The sequence below is a fragment of the Streptomyces sp. NPDC127177 genome (assembly GCF_042672475.1).
Classification (GTDB): Bacteria; Actinomycetota; Actinomycetes; order Streptomycetales; family Streptomycetaceae; genus Streptomyces.
Genome location: NZ_JBHXUW010000033.1, coordinates 52,413 through 66,801, shown reverse-complemented (window position 1 = coordinate 66,801; position 14,389 = coordinate 52,413). Strand labels below are relative to the sequence as shown.

Sequence of the window (14,389 nt, the reverse complement as noted above, 5' to 3'; positions counted from 1 at the left end):
CGCCGACACGGGCATGGGAAGCTGCCCGGGGCCACTTCCGCGGGGAGCGGTGAACCGGGCGGCCCGGTGACGATCGTCGAGGAGACGCATGACCAGCAGCACGGACGACAGACCGGACCTGGATGACAGGAAGCCGGCGGGTTCAGACGGATCCGGGGACTCCGGCCTCTTCGCGGAACGCACCCTGCGGTTGCGGCGCCGGCTGGAACGGCTGATCGGCATCGCCGCCACCGAAGGGAATCTGCTGGTCCCCCTCCGCAACGGCGACGAGATCTTCGCCGCGATGCTGGGAGCCATCCGCGGCGCCGAGCACACCGTGGACATGATGACGTTCGTCTACTGGCGCGGCGACATAGCCCAGGAGTTCGCCGACGCGCTCGCCGAACGGGCCCGCGCCGGGGTGCGCGTCCGGCTGCTGCTGGACGGGTTCGGCAGCAGGCTGATCGAGAAGGACCAGCTCGCGGCGATGGACGAGGCCGGTGTGCAGGTGGCGTGGTTCCGTAAGCCGATCCACCTCTCCCCGCTGAAGCAGAACCACCGCTGCCACCGCAAGGTTCTCGTCGTGGACGAGGAGACGGCGTTCACCGGCGGCGTCGGCATAGCCGAGGAGTGGTGCGGCGACGCGCGCAACGAGAACGAGTGGCGCGACACACATGTGCAGGTGCGCGGCCCGGCCGTGGACGGCCTCGCGGCGGCGTTCGCCCAGAACTGGGCCGAGTGCCACGAGGAGCTCTTCGACACCCGCGACCGCTTCATCGAGGCGCAGCCGTGCGGGAGCGCGGTCGTGCAGGTCGTGCGCGGATCGGCCAGCTTCGGCTGGCAGGACATGCAGACACTGCTCCGGGTCGTACTGGAGTCCGCCGAGGAGCGGGTACGGCTCACCACGGCCTACTTCGCGCCCGACTCGTACTTCGTGGAGCTGCTCTGTGCCACCGCGCGGCGCGGGGTCACGGTCGAGATCCTGCTCCCCGGTCCTTACACGGACAAGCGGGTCTGCCAGCTCGCCGGACAGCGCTACTACGAGCAGCTCACCGACTGCGGCGTGAAGATCTTCCAGTACCGGCCGACCATGATGCACACCAAGGTCATCACCGTCGACCGGGTCGCCGCGCTGATCGGCTCCACGAACTTCAACCGCCGCTCGCTGGACCACGACGAGGAGGTGATGCTCGCCGTGATGGACCCGGCGTTCACCGCGACCCTCGACGGCCACTTCGACCAGGACATGCGGGCGAGCGAGCTGATCGAGGGCCGCCGGTGGAAGCGGCGGTCGGTGGTGCAGCGGCTCCGCGAGGTGTCGGTCGTGCCGATCCGCCGCTATCTGTGAGCGCCGGCCGCGAACCGCATCAGCGCGCCATGGTGGCGAGGATGGTCTTCCCCCGGCTGCCGTGACGGTGGACGGAGACGCTGCTGGCCAGCCGCAGCACCATCGGCCACCCGAAACCGCCCGCCTGGCCGGTCATGTCCGGGACCCGGCACTGCGGAGGGGTGGGGCTGGGGTCGTCGACCCGCACCTGCAGCGTGCCGTGATCGGCGCCGAACGACAGGGCGGTGACGGCTCCGGCGTACCGGATGGCGTTCGTCACCAGTTCCGATGAGAGCAGCAGCAGATCCTGGACCGTGCGGGCGGATGGCGCGGGATTCAGTTTCGCGACGAACGCGGTGGCGGCCGCACGGGCGTCCGCCGCCCGGAGCGGAGCGGCCACGGTCTGCGAGGAGACTTCCGTCGGGACTTCCGTCGGGACTTCCGTCACTTCCGAACGGGCTTCCATGGCGGCTTCCATACCGGCGGGATCGGGTGCGACGCACTGGTCGGTCATGTGGATTCACCCCGTGGAGAAGTTCGTGTCGGCTGGTCTGACCCTCCGTGTACCCGAGCAATTCACGTGTATCCGAAATTGATTCGCACGGGTGACAGCACGCCCGCAGGCGTGCGGCTGTTCCTTCGGGGAAGGTGAGCGGGACCAGACAGTGCGGTCCGCCCGGAAGTGGTTCCGTTCCGGGGCGGCCGCCGCGGCGAAGGGAAGCGCTCATGAACGAGTCCGTCGACATCGCACCGGACTCGACCGCGGTGATCACCGAGCCGGTGCCCGACATCCAGCTCCAGCTGCTGATCCAGTTGCTCGACCGGGAAATGCGTTCCGGTCTGCCGCTCACCCTGACCATTCCGGCCGGTGTACTGCACGGCGACGTGATCGGGCACGAGGCCTGGAAGGCGGACTGGGCCAGGAGCCTGCGACAGGTCGAGGGCGAGGGCGCCAACCTCATCGCCGAGTTCCCCGAGACGGTGGACCAGGGAATCAGGGAGCTGCGCGCCGACGAGGACCCCCAGCAGCTCCCCAGGTGGATCCATCTTCGGGACGCCACGCTCGTCTTCGGCGGGACGGCTCCGCTGCGGCTGCCGCTGTGGCGCGGGCGGCTCTCCGACGTCTCCGGCTGGGCGCTCGGCCGGCCGGAGTAACCGGAACGGAAAAACGGCTTTGGACTAACCGGAACGGGCTGGAACGGAAAAGAGGGCGGGGTCCGGCACACCGATGTGTGCCGGACCCCGCCCTCTGCCGTCCGCCCGCTGCGGCGGAGGCGATCAGAGCCGCTCGGGGGTCCTGATGCCGAGCAGCGTCATGCCCTGGTGCAGGGTGCGGGCGGTGACGTCGCAGAGGAACAGCCGGTTCTCCACGACCTCCGCCGGGTTGTCGTCGCTCAGGACGTGGCACTGGTCGTAGAACGTCGTGTAGAGCGAGGCGAGCTGGTAGAGGTACGCGGCCAGCTTGTGCGGCTCGGAGCCCGCCGCCACCTCGGACAGCACCTCACCGAACTGGTCCAGGTGCAGACCCAGCGCCCGCTCGGCCGGGGCCAGCTCCAGCTCCGGGTGCGCGACCGGCTTCGCGTCGCCCGCCTTGCGCAGGATCGACCGGATACGCGCGTACGCGTACTGGAGGTAGACGGACGTGTCGCCGTTCAGCGAGACCATCTGGTCCAGGTCGAACTTGTAGTCCCGCACGGCCGAGGTCGACAGATCGGCGTACTTCACCGCGCCGACGCCGACGTACCGGCCGTTCTCGACGATCTCCTCCTCGGACAGGCCGACCTTCTCGGCCTTCTCCCGGACCACCGCCGTGGCCCGCTCGACGGCCTCGTCCAGCAGATCCTCCAGCTTGACCGAGACACCCTCACGGGTCTTGAACGGCTTGCCGTCCTTGCCGAGGACCGTGCCGAAGGCGAGCTGGTGCGCCTTCACGTCCTCGTTGAGCCAGCCCGCCCGCCGGGCCGTCTCGAAGACCATCTTGAAGTGCAGGGACTGCCGCGCGTCCACCACGTACAGCAGGGTGTCCGCCTTGAGGTTCTGCACCCGGTCCCGGATCGCGGAGAGGTCGGTCGCGGCGTAGCCGTAACCGCCGTTCGTCTTCTTCACGATCAGCGGTGTCGGGTTCCCGTCCGGTCCCTTCACATCGTCGAAGAAGACACACAGCGCACCCTCGGAGCGGACGGCGACGCCCGTCTCCTCCAGGATCCGGCAGGTCTCCTCCAGCATGTCGTTGTAGCCGGACTCGCCGACGATGTCGGGGTCGCTGATCTCCATGTCGAGCTTGTCGAAGACCGAGTAGAAGTAGATCTTCGACTCGTCGACGAACCGCTGCCACATGGCGAGCGTCTCCGCCTCACCGGCCTGGAGCGCCACCACCCGGTCCCGCGAACGCGCCTTGAACTCCTCGTCCGAGTCGAAAAGGGTCCGCGAGGCCTTGTAGAGCCGGTTGAGCGAGGACATGGCGGCCTCGCCGTCGACCTTGTCGCCCTCGTGGTCCAGCTCGTCGGGGTGCTCGATGAGGTACTGGATGAGCATGCCGAACTGCGTGCCCCAGTCGCCGATGTGGTGGCGCCGGACCACGGACTCCCCGGTGAACTCCAGGATCCGCACCATCGCGTCACCGATCACGGCCGACCGCAGGTGACCGACGTGCATCTCCTTGGCCACGTTCGGCTGCGCGTAGTCGATGACGGTGGTGCCCGCGGAGCCGTTGTACGGCACGCCGAGCCGGCCCTCGTCATCCGCTCCACGGGCGGCGAGCGTCGCGATGATCGCCCTGTCCGACAGCGTGACGTTCAGGAAGCCCGGGCCGGAGACCTCGATGTCCTTGATCAGGTCCGTCGCCGGGAGGGCCGACGTGACCCGGGCGGCCAGCTCGCGCGGGTTGCCCTTGAGCTTCTTGGCGAGCGCGAGGATGCCGTTGGCCTGGAAGTCCGCCCGGTCGCTTCGGCGCAGCAGCGGGTCCGCGGTACCGGCATCCGGCAGCGCTGCCGTCAGGGCGTCCGCCAGCTGCTGCTGGAGCGTGGAAGCGAGGGAATTGACCGAGGCCATCAGCTGGCTGCCGTTTCCGTAGGAGTACAGGGGATGCCCCAAGTATCCCACGGTGTGTAAAGCCGTTTTCGCGCTGTGGGCGGTACCTGGGAGAATGGCTCCGCCCCTATGAGTCCTACAAGAGAGAAGGACGTGCCGACCGTGGCTCAGAGTCAGAGCAGCACCGAGACCGACTGGGTCTCCCGCTTCGCGGACGATGTCATCGCCGAATCGGAGCGTCGTGCGCCTGGCAAACCGGTCGTCGTCGCCTCCGGCCTCTCCCCGTCCGGCCCGATCCACCTGGGCAACCTGCGCGAGGTCATGACCCCGCACCTGGTCGCCGACGAGATCCGCCGCCGCGGCCACACCGTGCGGCACCTGATCTCCTGGGACGACTACGACCGCTACCGCAAGGTCCCCAACGGCGTCCCGGGCGTCGACGAGTCGTGGGCCGAGCACATCGGCAAGCCGCTGACCTCGGTCCCCGCCCCGACGGGCTCCGCCTACCCGAACTGGGCCGAGCACTTCAAGGCCGCCATGACGGCCGCGCTGGACGAGCTGGGCGTCGAGTACGACGGCATCAGCCAGACGGAGCAGTACCTGGCGGGCACCTACCGCGAACAGATCCTGCACGCGATGCGGCACCGCGCCGACATCGACGCCGTCCTGGACCGCTACCGCACCAAGAAGGACCCGGCGGGCGGCGCCAAGGGCGGGAAGAAGCCGCAGCAGAAGAAGGCGGACGAGGCCGAGCTGGAGGCCGAGGCGGGCTCCGGCGCGGCGAGCGAGGACGACGGCAGCGGCGGTTCGTCCGGCTACTTCCCGTACAAGCCCTACTGCGGCAACTGCGAGAAGGACCTCACCACGGTCACGTCGTACGACGACGACAGCACCGAGCTGAACTACACCTGCTCGGCCTGCGGCTTCGCGGAGACGGTCCGGCTGAAGGAGTTCAACCGGGGCAAGCTGGTCTGGAAGGTCGACTGGCCGATGCGCTGGGCGTTCGAGGGCGTGATCTTCGAGCCGAGCGGGGTGGACCACTCCTCGCCCGGTTCCTCGTTCGTCGTCGGCGGCCAGATCGTCCGCGAGATCTTCGACGGCGTGCAGCCGATCGGTCCGATGTACGCCTTCGTCGGCATCTCCGGCATGGCCAAGATGTCCTCCTCCAAGGGCGGGGTGCCGACCCCGGCCGACGCGCTGAAGATCATGGAGGCGCCGCTGCTGCGCTGGCTGTACGCGCGCCGCAGGCCCAACCAGTCCTTCAAGATCGCCTTCGACCAGGAGATCCAGCGGCTCTACGACGAGTGGGACTCGCTGGGCCGCAAGGTCGCCGACGGCTCCGTGCTGCCCGCGGACGCCGCCGCGTACGCCCGCGCGATCGGGACGGCCGCCCGTGAACTGCCGAGCACACCGCACCCGCTCCCGTACCGGACGCTCGCTTCGGTCGCCGACATCACCGCCGGGGCCGAGGACCAGACGCTGCGCATCCTCAGCGAGCTGGACCCCTCGACCCCGCTGACCTCGCTGGACGAGGCCAGGCCGCGACTGGACCGGGCGCAGAACTGGATCACCACCCAGGTCCCGGCCGAAGCCCGCACCGTCGTGCGCGACGAGCCGGACAAGGAGCTGCTCGGCTCGCTGGACGAGGACGGGCGCGCCTCGCTGCGGCTCCTGGTGGAAGGCCTCGACTCGCACTGGTCACTGGACGGGCTGACCACGCTCGTCTACGGCGTGCCGAAGACACTGGCCGGCCTGGAGGCGGACGCCAAGCCGACCCCCGAGCTGAAGACCGCCCAGCGGTCCTTCTTCGCGCTGCTGTACCGGCTGCTCGTCAGCCGGGACACGGGACCGCGACTGCCCACGCTGCTCCTCGCCGTCGGGGCGGACCGGGTGCGCAGGCTGCTCGGAGCGTAGGCACCGCCGATTCCGCACAGGTACGACGAGGGGCCGCTTCCCGCTGGTGCGGGGGCGGCCCTTCGCCGTACGCGGCGTGCCTTACGCGATGTGGTCCGCTTCGAGCTCCGCGTGGTAACGGTTCTTGAAGCCCTGGATCAGCTGGCGGAGCAGGGCGGCGCTGCGCGGGTGCCGCACGTTGTGCCCGTCCGACAGGTGTATGTCGAGGACCTCGATGCTCGGGTACGTGCTGTGCTGCGTCACGAACGCGGCGAAGACCTCGTAGGCGATCTCGCTGAACTCCGCGTCCTCGTGCGCCCACTCCTCGGCCCATTCCTCGGCCGCCACCGCGACGGGCTTCGGCCCGGCCTGCGGCTCGTCGGCCTCGGGGACACCGTCGAAATCGTCGGTCTCGTCGGCCTCGTGCGTCGGCAGCGGCGGCTGCGCGCCACGGGGCCCGGGCATGGCGCCGATCGTGCCCACGTTGCCCAGCGGACGGTTGCGGTTCGGGCCGGCCGGGATCATCACCGGGGAGGGCTCCAGACCGTCGACGTACGTCGGGTTGTACGAACCCTCGTACGCGCCGTCCGGCGCCTGCGCCGCGAACCACGGGCTCTCGTGCGTGGCGGGGGCCTCCTGCTCCCGGGGCAGCTCCTCGGCGGCGGGGGCCGCGCCCTGGGCGTGCACCTGGAAGTCGCTCTGCTGCTGAGCGTGAGCCTGAGTCCGCACCTGGTCCTGCGGGTACTGCGGGTGCTGCTGGGCGTCGGCGTACTGCTCCTGCTGCGGGGCGCCGGCCAGCTCGGGCTGTTGGGACCAGGCGGTCTCGGCAGCGGCGACGGCGGCGGGGGCCGGTGGCAGCAGGACCGGTTCGATACCCGCGGCGGCGAGCCCGGCGGGGCCGGTGTCGGCGAGCGGGACGCCGTACTTCGCGAGCCGGAGCGGCATCAGGGACTCGACGGGTGCCTTGCGGCGCCAGTTGCGCCCGAAGCGGGCCTGGAGGCGGGCCTGGTAGATCAGCCGGTCCTGTTCGAGCTTGATGACCTGCTCGTACGACCGCAGCTCCCACAGCTTCATCCGCCGCCACAGCCGGAACGTCGGCACGGGCGAGAGCAGCCAGCGGGTGAGGCGGACGCCTTCCATGTGCTTGTCGGCCGTGATGTCGGCGATCCGGCCCACGGCGTGCCGCGCGGCCTCGACGGAGACCACGAACAGCACCGGGATCACGGCGTGCATGCCGACGCCGAGCGGGTCGGGCCAGGCAGCCGCGCCGTTGAACGCGATCGTCGCGGCGGTCAGCATCCAGGCCGTCTGGCGCAGCAGCGGGAACGGGATGCGCAGCCAGGTCAGCAGGAGGTCCAGGGCGAGCAGGACACAGATGCCCGCGTCGATGCCGATCGGGAAGACCAGCGAGAAGTTCCCGAAGCCCTTCTGCAGGGCGAGCTCGCGCACGGCGGCGTACGAGCCCGCGAAACCGATCGCCGCGATGAGTACCGCGCCGGCGACCACGAGCCCGATGAGTATCCGGTGCGTGCGTGTCAGCTGCATCGCGGCCACCCGCGATCCCCTCCCCGTTTCTCCGTCTCCGACGTTCGTCCGACGTTCCGTCCGACGCTCTGTCCTGAGGCACGATTTCGAGTTCTGGCGGGCACAGCCTGGCACATGCGGGCGCGCCGCGTTGCGTGGGGAGGGGCGAAGCCCGGTTCTCGGACGAGGACCGGGCTTCGTAAATCCGCTTCGGCGCGGGGGCGTTGGGCCGCCGGAGAGCTGCGGACGGCGGGCGGCGTGGGGCTACTGGGAGGCCTTGTCCGTCGCCTTGCCGGTGGCCTTGTCGCTCGCCTTGCCCGAGGACTTGGTGGCGTCGGGCGACGGGCTCGACTGTCCGCTCCCGTTGGCGGAGGCGACCGCGGCGACGGCGTCCTTGGCCCCCATTTTGGCGCCCTTCAGGATGGTGTCGGCGGACGGGGTCTTCGAGCCCGCGTAACCCGCGCCGTTGTAGGTGAGGGTGACGACGACATTGCCCGTACGGGCGACGATCGTGGCGTACCGGAAGTCCTCACCCGTCTTGTCCAGGTCGTACGTGATCGTGGTCGCCTGGTCGCCGACGCCGCTGAGGGGCGTCGTTTCGAGCTTCTTCGCGCCCTCGGCCGCCTGGGCCTTGGCGACCTGCTTCGTGAGGTCGTCCCCGGCCCGGTCGGCACCGCTGCCCAGGGACTGGTCCGAGGCGAAGCGGGTGAAGCCGACGTCGAGCCAGCGGTACTGGGAGCCCTTCACGCCGTTGTCGTCGAGGCCGTTCCAGGAGCAGCTGCCGCGGGCGGCGGTGTCGCTGGACTTGCCCTGGGTGCCGTTCTTGTCCTTGGCCGACGGGACCAGGGACTTGACCGTCTTCGCGGTGATCGACTTGCACGGGTCGGGCAGCTCGGCGAACCGCGCCGCCGCGACCTTCGCCTCCGACTTCGTCGCATCCGGCGCGGGGGACGAGGACGAGGCCTCGTCCTTCTTGCCGTCGGAGTCCGACGAGCAGCCGGCGACGACGAGCATCACCGGGACGGCGGCGCAGGCGAGTATGCGGGTGAGTCGCGGAGCTGATCGGTGCATGGTTCCTTCACTCGGATGGCGCGGCGGCCGGGCCGCCCGGTGTTCGGTGGGCGGGGGCGCCGGCGTGGTCGGGTGGTCGGCGGACGGTGGTTCCGGAGGGCCACGGTACGACGTACGGCAGCCGGATGCCGCCTCGGCCGGACGGTTCCCGGGGTGGCCCCGGAGGGTCCGGGGGAGGGGTTACTCGCTGAACCTGTCGACCAGTTTCCGGCCCAGTGCCTGGGCCTTCTCCTGGAGTTCCTTGCTGTCGGGGACCTCGGTGGAGAGGTTCGGCTGCGCGGTGTACTCGATGGTCACGACGACGTTCGATGTGCGGAATACCACGCTCACCGTGCGGTGCTGTGCGGCGGAACCTGCCCGGGTGAGCTGATCGTCCAGAAATGCGCTGTCGCCGAGCTCCTCGAGGAGCCGGGGTCGGAGATCCTCGGCGGCGCCGACGCCCGTGCCGTCCCCGTCGGCCGGGTCCGTGCTCCCGTCCGCGCCCTCGCCGGGCTTCGCGCTCCCGGTCGGGGTGTCCGAGGGGTCCGGGGAGTCGTCGGACGGGAGGGAGGAGGAGGGCAGACCCGCGGCGCTCTCCTTCTTCGCGTACACCTGGCGGGCGCTGTCGTCGTCACTGACGGACGGGTCGTAGGAGACGACGCGCTCGAAGTCGACGGAGAGGCTCCGGGCCCCGCCGGGCGCCTCGGTCTTCCAACGGCAGCCGACCCGGCGGTCGGTGTCGTAGGTGACGGCGGGCGAACCGTCGAGCACCTTCTCCTGCTGGGCCTCGGGCAGTTCGGCCGCCCCGGGCAGCAGGTCCTTCAGGGTGGCGGGTGCGATGGAGCGGCAGGCCTCGGGAAGAGTGGCGTACTTGCCGGGAGGCGCGGCGGACGTGGTCGTGGCACCGGGCTTGCTGTCGGCGGCGGAATCGCCGGCTCCGGTGCCGCCGCTGCAGCCGGCCGCGAGCGCTGCGATGAGCACGGCGCCGGATGCGTACGCCATTCGTCGCACGGTCCTGAGCTCCCTTCGTGCGAAAAACGGTTGCCGCTCATGTGCGGCCGATGGACACAATGTGTATCGCACGCGCCGCTGTGAATGCCGGTCGGCCGATACTTTTGCCGACCTTGGCACCGGTTTTGCGCTTTCAGGCTTTTCGGGGGAATCGAGGAAATATGTCATACGTAGAGGTGCCGGGTGCGAAGGTACCCATCCGGATGTGGGCCGATCCGGCGTCGGTCGAGGACGTCGCGATGCAGCAGCTCCGGAACGTCGCCACGCTGCCCTGGATCAAGGGCCTGGCCGTCATGCCGGACGTCCACTTCGGCAAGGGTGCCACGGTCGGCTCGGTGATCGCGATGCACGGTGCGGTCTGCCCGGCCGCGGTCGGCGTGGACATCGGCTGCGGAATGTCAGCGGTGAAGACCTCGCTGACCGCCAACGACCTGCCGGGGGACCTCTCCGGGCTCCGGTCGAAGATCGAGCAGGCCATTCCGGTGGGCCGGGGGATGCACGACGACCCGGTGGACCCGGGTGGGCTGCACGGTCTGGCGGCGACCCGCTGGGACGACTTCTGGGACCGGTTCGACGGGGTGGCCGAAGCGGTCAAATTCCGTCAGGAACGCGCCACGAAGCAGATGGGGACGCTCGGAAGTGGGAATCATTTCATCGAATTTTGTCTCGATGAGGCGGGTTCGGTCTGGTTGATGTTGCACTCCGGGTCCCGGAACATCGGCAAGGAGCTGGCCGACTTCCACATCGGCCGGGCGCAGAAGCTGCCCCACAACCAGGACCTGGTCGACCGCGATCTGGCGGTCTTCATCGCCGATACTCCGGCGATGCAGGATTACCGCAACGATCTGTTCTGGGCGCAGGAGTACGCGAAGCTCAACCGCGCGGTGATGATGGCGCTCTTCCAGGACGTGGTCCGCAAGGAGTTCAAGAAGGCCAAGGTCACCTTTGAACCGGTCATCTCCTGTCACCACAACTACGTGGCGGAGGAGCGGTACGACGGCATGGACCTGTTGGTCACCCGGAAGGGTGCCATCCGGGCCGGCTCCGGTGACTTCGGGATCATTCCGGGCTCGATGGGCACCGGCTCGTACATCGTGAAGGGCCTCGGCAACGAGAAGTCCTTCAACTCCGCCTCGCACGGCGCGGGCCGGAAGATGAGCCGGAACGCGGCGAAGAAGCGCTTCTCGACGAAGGACCTGGAGGAGCAGACGCGGGGCGTGGAGTGCCGTAAGGACTCCGGCGTCGTGGACGAGATCCCGGGCGCGTACAAGCCGATCGAGAAGGTCATCGATCAGCAGCGGGATCTGGTGGAGGTCGTCGCGAAGCTGAAGCAGATCATCTGCGTGAAGGGCTGAGGGGGCCCACGGCGGGGGCCGTGGGTCTCAGTTCGTGCGGTGGACCTTGGAGTTGGAGGCCTGTGCGCGGGGGCGGACCACCAGCAGGTCGATGTTCACGTGGCTGGGGCGGGTGACGGCCCAGGTGATCGTGTCGGCCACGTCGTCGGCGCTGAGGGGGGCGTCGACGCCCGCGTAGACCTTGGCGGCCTTCTCGGTGTCGCCGCGGAAGCGGGTGGTGGCGAACTCCTCCGTCTTGACCATTCCGGGGGCGACCTCGATGACGCGGACCGGGGTGCCGACGATCTCCAGGCGCAGGGTCTCGGCCAGGACGTGCTCGCCGTGCTTGGCGGCCACATAACCGCCGCCGCCCTCGTAGGTGGAGAGGCCGGCGGTCGAGGAGAGGATGACCACCGTGCCGTCGCCGCCCTCGGTGAGGGCGGGGAGCAGGGCCTGGGTGACGTTGAGCGTGCCGATGACGTTCGTCTCGTACATCAGGCGCCAGTCGGCCGGGTCACCGGTGGCGACGGGATCCGCCCCGAGCGCGCCGCCCGCGTTGTTGACCAGCACGGCGAGTGAGCGGAACGCGGTGGCGAACTCGTCGACGGCGGCGCGGTCGGTGACGTCCAGGGCGTACGCCGTGGCCTGGTGGCCCGCTGCGGTGATCTCGGCGGCGAGCGCCTCGATGCGGTCCTTGCGACGAGCGGTCACCACGACGCGGTAGCCGGCGGCAGCCAGCTGCCGGGCGGTCGCGGCACCGATGCCGCTGCTCGCTCCGGTGATGACGGCGATGGGGGTTGCGGCCATGGCGGGCTCCTCGGACAGCAGATCGGTACGGGGCCAGGATAGGCAGGGGCGCCGTCAGTGGTTGCGGGGGGCGTACATGATCACGGCCATGCCGGCCAGGCAGACCAGCGCGCCGGTCACGTCCCAGCGGTCGGGCCGGTAGCCGTCGGCGGCCATGCCCCAGACGATCGACCCCGCGACGAAGACCCCGCCGTACGCGGCGAGCACGCGCCCGAACTCGCCGTCCGGCTGGAGCGTGGCGACGAATCCGTACGTGGCCAGCGCGACGACCCCGGCACCGATCCAGGCCCAGCCGCGGTGTTCCCGGACGCCTTGCCAGACGAGCCAGGCGCCCCCGATCTCGAAGAGCGCGGCGACGGCGAACAGGGCGATGGAGCGGAGCACGGACATGCGAGCAGGGTGCCACGGGTGGTGCGGCGGCAGGCATCCGGACTGCGGCCGGTCAGGGCGGGAACATGCCGACACGCCGAAGTGGTCGGAATATATGGATATTTCGTGCAGATCTGTATCTTCGGGGCATGGTAGTGACGGGTAAGGCCCTGCTGAGGGTGTGCGCTGCGGCGGCGATGGCGTCGGCTCTGGCGCTGTGTGCGGGCGGGACGGCCACGGCCGTCGGTGCGCCGGTGGCGCGGACCATCGCGCCGGAGGCGGATGTCTCGCACCACGGCCATGTCTCGCTGTGGGGCACCGGGCTCGGGGTCTGGCTGATCAGCCAGAACAGCGGCCCCTCCGACCTCGCGGGGGTGACCGTCCGGCTGCGGGTCTCCGTTCCGCTCGCCGGCCGGCAGGAGCTGCCCGGGGAGTGCCTGCAGGCCGACCGCGAGACCGTGCTGTGCCGGACGGGTCCGCTGCGCGCGGACGGCTCGCAGCCGAGGCAGCTCGCGCTCGAACTGCAGCTTCGGGGGCGGCCGGCCGAGGTGGTCGTCCGGATCGACACCGTGTGGAACGGCGATGCGACGGACCGGAATTCGGAGAACAGCGAGCACGAGGTGCTGGCGCCGGCGACCGGTGACGAGTACGTCTTCTGACTTCGCGGGCCCGCTCGGTCCCGGTCTCGATAAATGATCTCCGCTTCGTACACTCTCCGCATGCCGCAGAAGTCCCCCGCCCGCCGCAGCCGCACCGCCATGCTCGCCGAACTCTCCGTCGTGGCGCGCCGCTACATGGCCGCGTACGCCCTGTTCAACCAGGCCGTCGCCGACCGGCTGGGGCTTCACCCCACCGATCTCCAGTGCCTCAACCTGCTCAGCCTGGAGGCGGCTCCCGTCACCACGGGCCGGATCGCGGAGCTGACCGGGCTCACCACGGGCTCCGCGACGAGGCTGGTCGACCGGCTGGAGCGGGCGGGTTACGTCACGCGTGCCCGGGACACGGTGGACCGGCGGCGGGTGCTCGTCGCGACGGTGCCCGAGCGGATGACGGAGTTCGGTGCGGTCTGGGAGCAGCTGAACGCCGGCTGGGCGGCCATGTTCGAGGGCTACGACGATGCCGAAGTCGCCCTGCTCATCGCTCATATGCGGCGGACGGTGGAGCTGAGCGCGGTACAGGTCGCGGGGCTGCGGGAGGGTGACGGCGCCCCGGGCTGAGGCCGCCCGTGTCCCGTTCAGCCGTCCGACGGGCCCTGCGGGCCGGCCGGGGCGCTCCCGAACTCACGGACCGCTTCGCTGACGATCGCCTCCAGCCGGGCGTGGTGCGCGCCCCGCCAGTACACCCGGTCGCACTCCGCGCACTGCGCGAAGACGTCGTACGAGCGCTGCGTGCCGTCCTCCAGCCGCCCGCGCACGGTGTCCTTGCCGGCCGCCGTCAGCCGCCCGTTGCAGGCGGTGCACCGGGTCCACGGGGCGAGCGCGGGCGCGAACCGTTGCAGTACGTCGCGCAGTTGCTCGTCGGGCCGGTCGCTGTAGACGTACGCCCCCGCCCAGAGTTCCCGCCGGTGCAGCAGCCCCCGGTCCCGGGAGAGCAGGACGCGCCGCTCCTTCGCCGAGAGCGTGGCCAGCGCGGGGTCGCCGATGTCCTCGTACGCGTAGGCGGCGTCGATGCCGAGCAGTCGCAGCCGCCGCGCGAGGGTGCCGAGGTGGACGTCGAGGAGGAAGCGCAGGGGTGCGCCCGGCACCTGTTGAGGGCGCCGCACGGCGCGCACGTCGACCACTTCGCCCGCTGCGGGAATGTGCGAGACCGGTACCGGGCGGCCGTCGACGAGGAGTTGACCGGCCTCGGTGAGCGGGACCCCGAGTGACTCGACGACATGGCCGAGGGTGGACGAGCCGTCGGTGGTGACGGCCGTCCGCCCCCTGCGGCGTTCGTGCGCGACGAAGAGTCTGAGTTCAGGGGCGACTTCGAGGTGGATCTCCGGCCCGTTCACCTGGTCAGGATGCCATCGGGCCGGGTGCGCGGGCCAGGGATTTCGAGCCGGGCGGGCGCGCGGGCCCATGGT

The 14,389-nt window shown here is 70.2% G+C and carries 14 protein-coding genes; 6 read left to right on the top strand and 8 right to left on the bottom strand.

Going from position 1 to position 14,389, the window contains the following annotated elements:
• Positions 1-88 precede the first annotated feature (88 nt).
• The gene (locus ACFVJX_RS21185; protein WP_384135953.1) at positions 89-1,327 is read left to right on the top strand and encodes a phosphatidylserine/phosphatidylglycerophosphate/cardiolipin synthase family protein; all 1,239 of its coding nucleotides are present in this window, start codon (positions 89-91) and stop codon (positions 1,325-1,327) included.
• A gap of 19 nt (positions 1,328-1,346) precedes the next feature.
• Here ACFVJX_RS21185 and ACFVJX_RS21180 read toward each other — a convergent pair whose 3' ends face one another.
• Entirely contained in the window at positions 1,347-1,772 is a 426-nt protein-coding gene (locus ACFVJX_RS21180) for an ATP-binding protein (protein WP_384135952.1), read from the bottom strand.
• Between the two features lie 260 nt (positions 1,773-2,032).
• On the opposite strand from ACFVJX_RS21180, the gene ACFVJX_RS21175 reads away from it, so the two are divergent.
• On the top strand, positions 2,033-2,461 hold the full coding sequence (locus ACFVJX_RS21175) for a hypothetical protein (RefSeq protein WP_384135950.1): 429 nt from the start codon (positions 2,033-2,035) through the stop codon (positions 2,459-2,461).
• Between the two features lie 123 nt (positions 2,462-2,584).
• On the opposite strand, the gene argS is transcribed toward ACFVJX_RS21175, so the two are convergent.
• Entirely contained in the window at positions 2,585-4,357 is a 1,773-nt protein-coding gene (gene argS, locus ACFVJX_RS21170) for an arginine--tRNA ligase (protein ID WP_384131297.1), read from the bottom strand.
• 132 nt (positions 4,358-4,489) lie between these two features.
• Here argS and lysS point away from each other — a divergent pair, with 132 nt between their 5' ends.
• The gene (gene lysS / locus ACFVJX_RS21165) at positions 4,490-6,250 is read left to right on the top strand and encodes a lysine--tRNA ligase (protein WP_384131286.1); all 1,761 of its coding nucleotides are present in this window, start codon (positions 4,490-4,492) and stop codon (positions 6,248-6,250) included.
• Positions 6,251-6,331: 81 nt separating this feature from the next.
• Here the strand turns inward: lysS and ACFVJX_RS21160 are convergent, their stop codons facing one another.
• The 3 genes from ACFVJX_RS21160 to ACFVJX_RS21150 all read right to left on the bottom strand — a co-directional run bounded on the left by ACFVJX_RS21160 (position 6,332) and on the right by ACFVJX_RS21150 (position 9,805).
• A complete protein-coding gene (locus ACFVJX_RS21160) occupies positions 6,332-7,774 on the bottom strand; it encodes a DUF2637 domain-containing protein (RefSeq protein ID WP_384131283.1) in 1,443 nt (480 codons plus the stop codon).
• A 243-nt stretch (positions 7,775-8,017) separates the two neighbouring features.
• Positions 8,018-8,824, bottom strand: a complete 807-nt coding sequence (locus ACFVJX_RS21155; RefSeq protein ID WP_384131281.1) for a DUF3558 family protein — start codon at positions 8,822-8,824, stop codon at positions 8,018-8,020.
• 180 nt (positions 8,825-9,004) lie between these two features.
• Positions 9,005-9,805 carry a DUF3558 domain-containing protein gene (locus ACFVJX_RS21150; protein ID WP_384131278.1) on the bottom strand — a complete coding sequence of 267 codons (801 nt, stop codon included), beginning with the start codon at positions 9,803-9,805 and terminating at the stop codon, positions 9,005-9,007.
• A gap of 170 nt (positions 9,806-9,975) precedes the next feature.
• Here ACFVJX_RS21150 and ACFVJX_RS21145 point away from each other — a divergent pair, with 170 nt between their 5' ends.
• Complete coding sequence (locus ACFVJX_RS21145; protein ID WP_384131275.1) at positions 9,976-11,169, top strand: RtcB family protein; 1,194 nt, start codon at positions 9,976-9,978, stop codon at positions 11,167-11,169.
• Positions 11,170-11,196: 27 nt separating this feature from the next.
• Here ACFVJX_RS21145 and ACFVJX_RS21140 read toward each other — a convergent pair whose 3' ends face one another.
• Together ACFVJX_RS21140 and ACFVJX_RS21135 are read right to left on the bottom strand one after the other, a co-directional pair.
• Positions 11,197-11,955 carry an SDR family NAD(P)-dependent oxidoreductase gene (locus ACFVJX_RS21140; protein WP_384131272.1) on the bottom strand — a complete coding sequence of 253 codons (759 nt, stop codon included), beginning with the start codon at positions 11,953-11,955 and terminating at the stop codon, positions 11,197-11,199.
• A 54-nt stretch (positions 11,956-12,009) separates the two neighbouring features.
• The gene (locus tag ACFVJX_RS21135; RefSeq protein ID WP_384131269.1) at positions 12,010-12,345 is read right to left on the bottom strand and encodes a YnfA family protein; all 336 of its coding nucleotides are present in this window, start codon (positions 12,343-12,345) and stop codon (positions 12,010-12,012) included.
• Between the two features lie 128 nt (positions 12,346-12,473).
• Here ACFVJX_RS21135 and ACFVJX_RS21130 point away from each other — a divergent pair, with 128 nt between their 5' ends.
• Complete coding sequence (locus ACFVJX_RS21130) at positions 12,474-12,983, top strand: hypothetical protein (RefSeq protein WP_384131266.1); 510 nt, start codon at positions 12,474-12,476, stop codon at positions 12,981-12,983.
• Between the two features lie 60 nt (positions 12,984-13,043).
• Positions 13,044-13,541 (top strand): MarR family winged helix-turn-helix transcriptional regulator, encoded by a 498-nt coding sequence (locus tag ACFVJX_RS21125; RefSeq protein WP_384131263.1) that lies wholly within the window; start codon positions 13,044-13,046, stop codon positions 13,539-13,541.
• 17 nt (positions 13,542-13,558) lie between these two features.
• Here ACFVJX_RS21125 and ACFVJX_RS21120 read toward each other — a convergent pair whose 3' ends face one another.
• Positions 13,559-14,317 carry a Mut7-C RNAse domain-containing protein gene (locus ACFVJX_RS21120; protein WP_384131260.1) on the bottom strand — a complete coding sequence of 253 codons (759 nt, stop codon included), beginning with the start codon at positions 14,315-14,317 and terminating at the stop codon, positions 13,559-13,561.
• Positions 14,318-14,389: the final 72 nt, after the last annotated feature.

Bases quoted from the DNA above. Each gene is read 5' to 3' on its own strand.
- ACFVJX_RS21185 (WP_384135953.1), top strand. From the start codon at position 89: ATGACCAGCAGCACGGACGACAGACCGGACCTGGATGACAGGAAGCCG.
- ACFVJX_RS21180 (WP_384135952.1), bottom strand. From the start codon at position 1,772: ATGGAAGCCCGTTCGGAAGTGACGGAAGTCCCGACGGAAGTCCCGACG.
- ACFVJX_RS21175 (WP_384135950.1), top strand. From the start codon at position 2,033: ATGAACGAGTCCGTCGACATCGCACCGGACTCGACCGCGGTGATCACC.
- argS (WP_384131297.1), bottom strand. From the start codon at position 4,357: ATGGCCTCGGTCAATTCCCTCGCTTCCACGCTCCAGCAGCAGCTGGCG.
- ACFVJX_RS21160 (WP_384131283.1), bottom strand. From the start codon at position 7,774: ATGCAGCTGACACGCACGCACCGGATACTCATCGGGCTCGTGGTCGCC.
- ACFVJX_RS21155 (WP_384131281.1), bottom strand. From the start codon at position 8,824: ATGCACCGATCAGCTCCGCGACTCACCCGCATACTCGCCTGCGCCGCC.
- ACFVJX_RS21150 (WP_384131278.1), bottom strand. From the start codon at position 9,805: ATGGCGTACGCATCCGGCGCCGTGCTCATCGCAGCGCTCGCGGCCGGC.
- ACFVJX_RS21145 (WP_384131275.1), top strand. From the start codon at position 9,976: ATGTCATACGTAGAGGTGCCGGGTGCGAAGGTACCCATCCGGATGTGG.
- ACFVJX_RS21140 (WP_384131272.1), bottom strand. From the start codon at position 11,955: ATGGCCGCAACCCCCATCGCCGTCATCACCGGAGCGAGCAGCGGCATC.
- ACFVJX_RS21135 (WP_384131269.1), bottom strand. From the start codon at position 12,345: ATGTCCGTGCTCCGCTCCATCGCCCTGTTCGCCGTCGCCGCGCTCTTC.
- ACFVJX_RS21130 (WP_384131266.1), top strand. From the start codon at position 12,474: ATGGTAGTGACGGGTAAGGCCCTGCTGAGGGTGTGCGCTGCGGCGGCG.
- ACFVJX_RS21125 (WP_384131263.1), top strand. From the start codon at position 13,044: ATGCCGCAGAAGTCCCCCGCCCGCCGCAGCCGCACCGCCATGCTCGCC.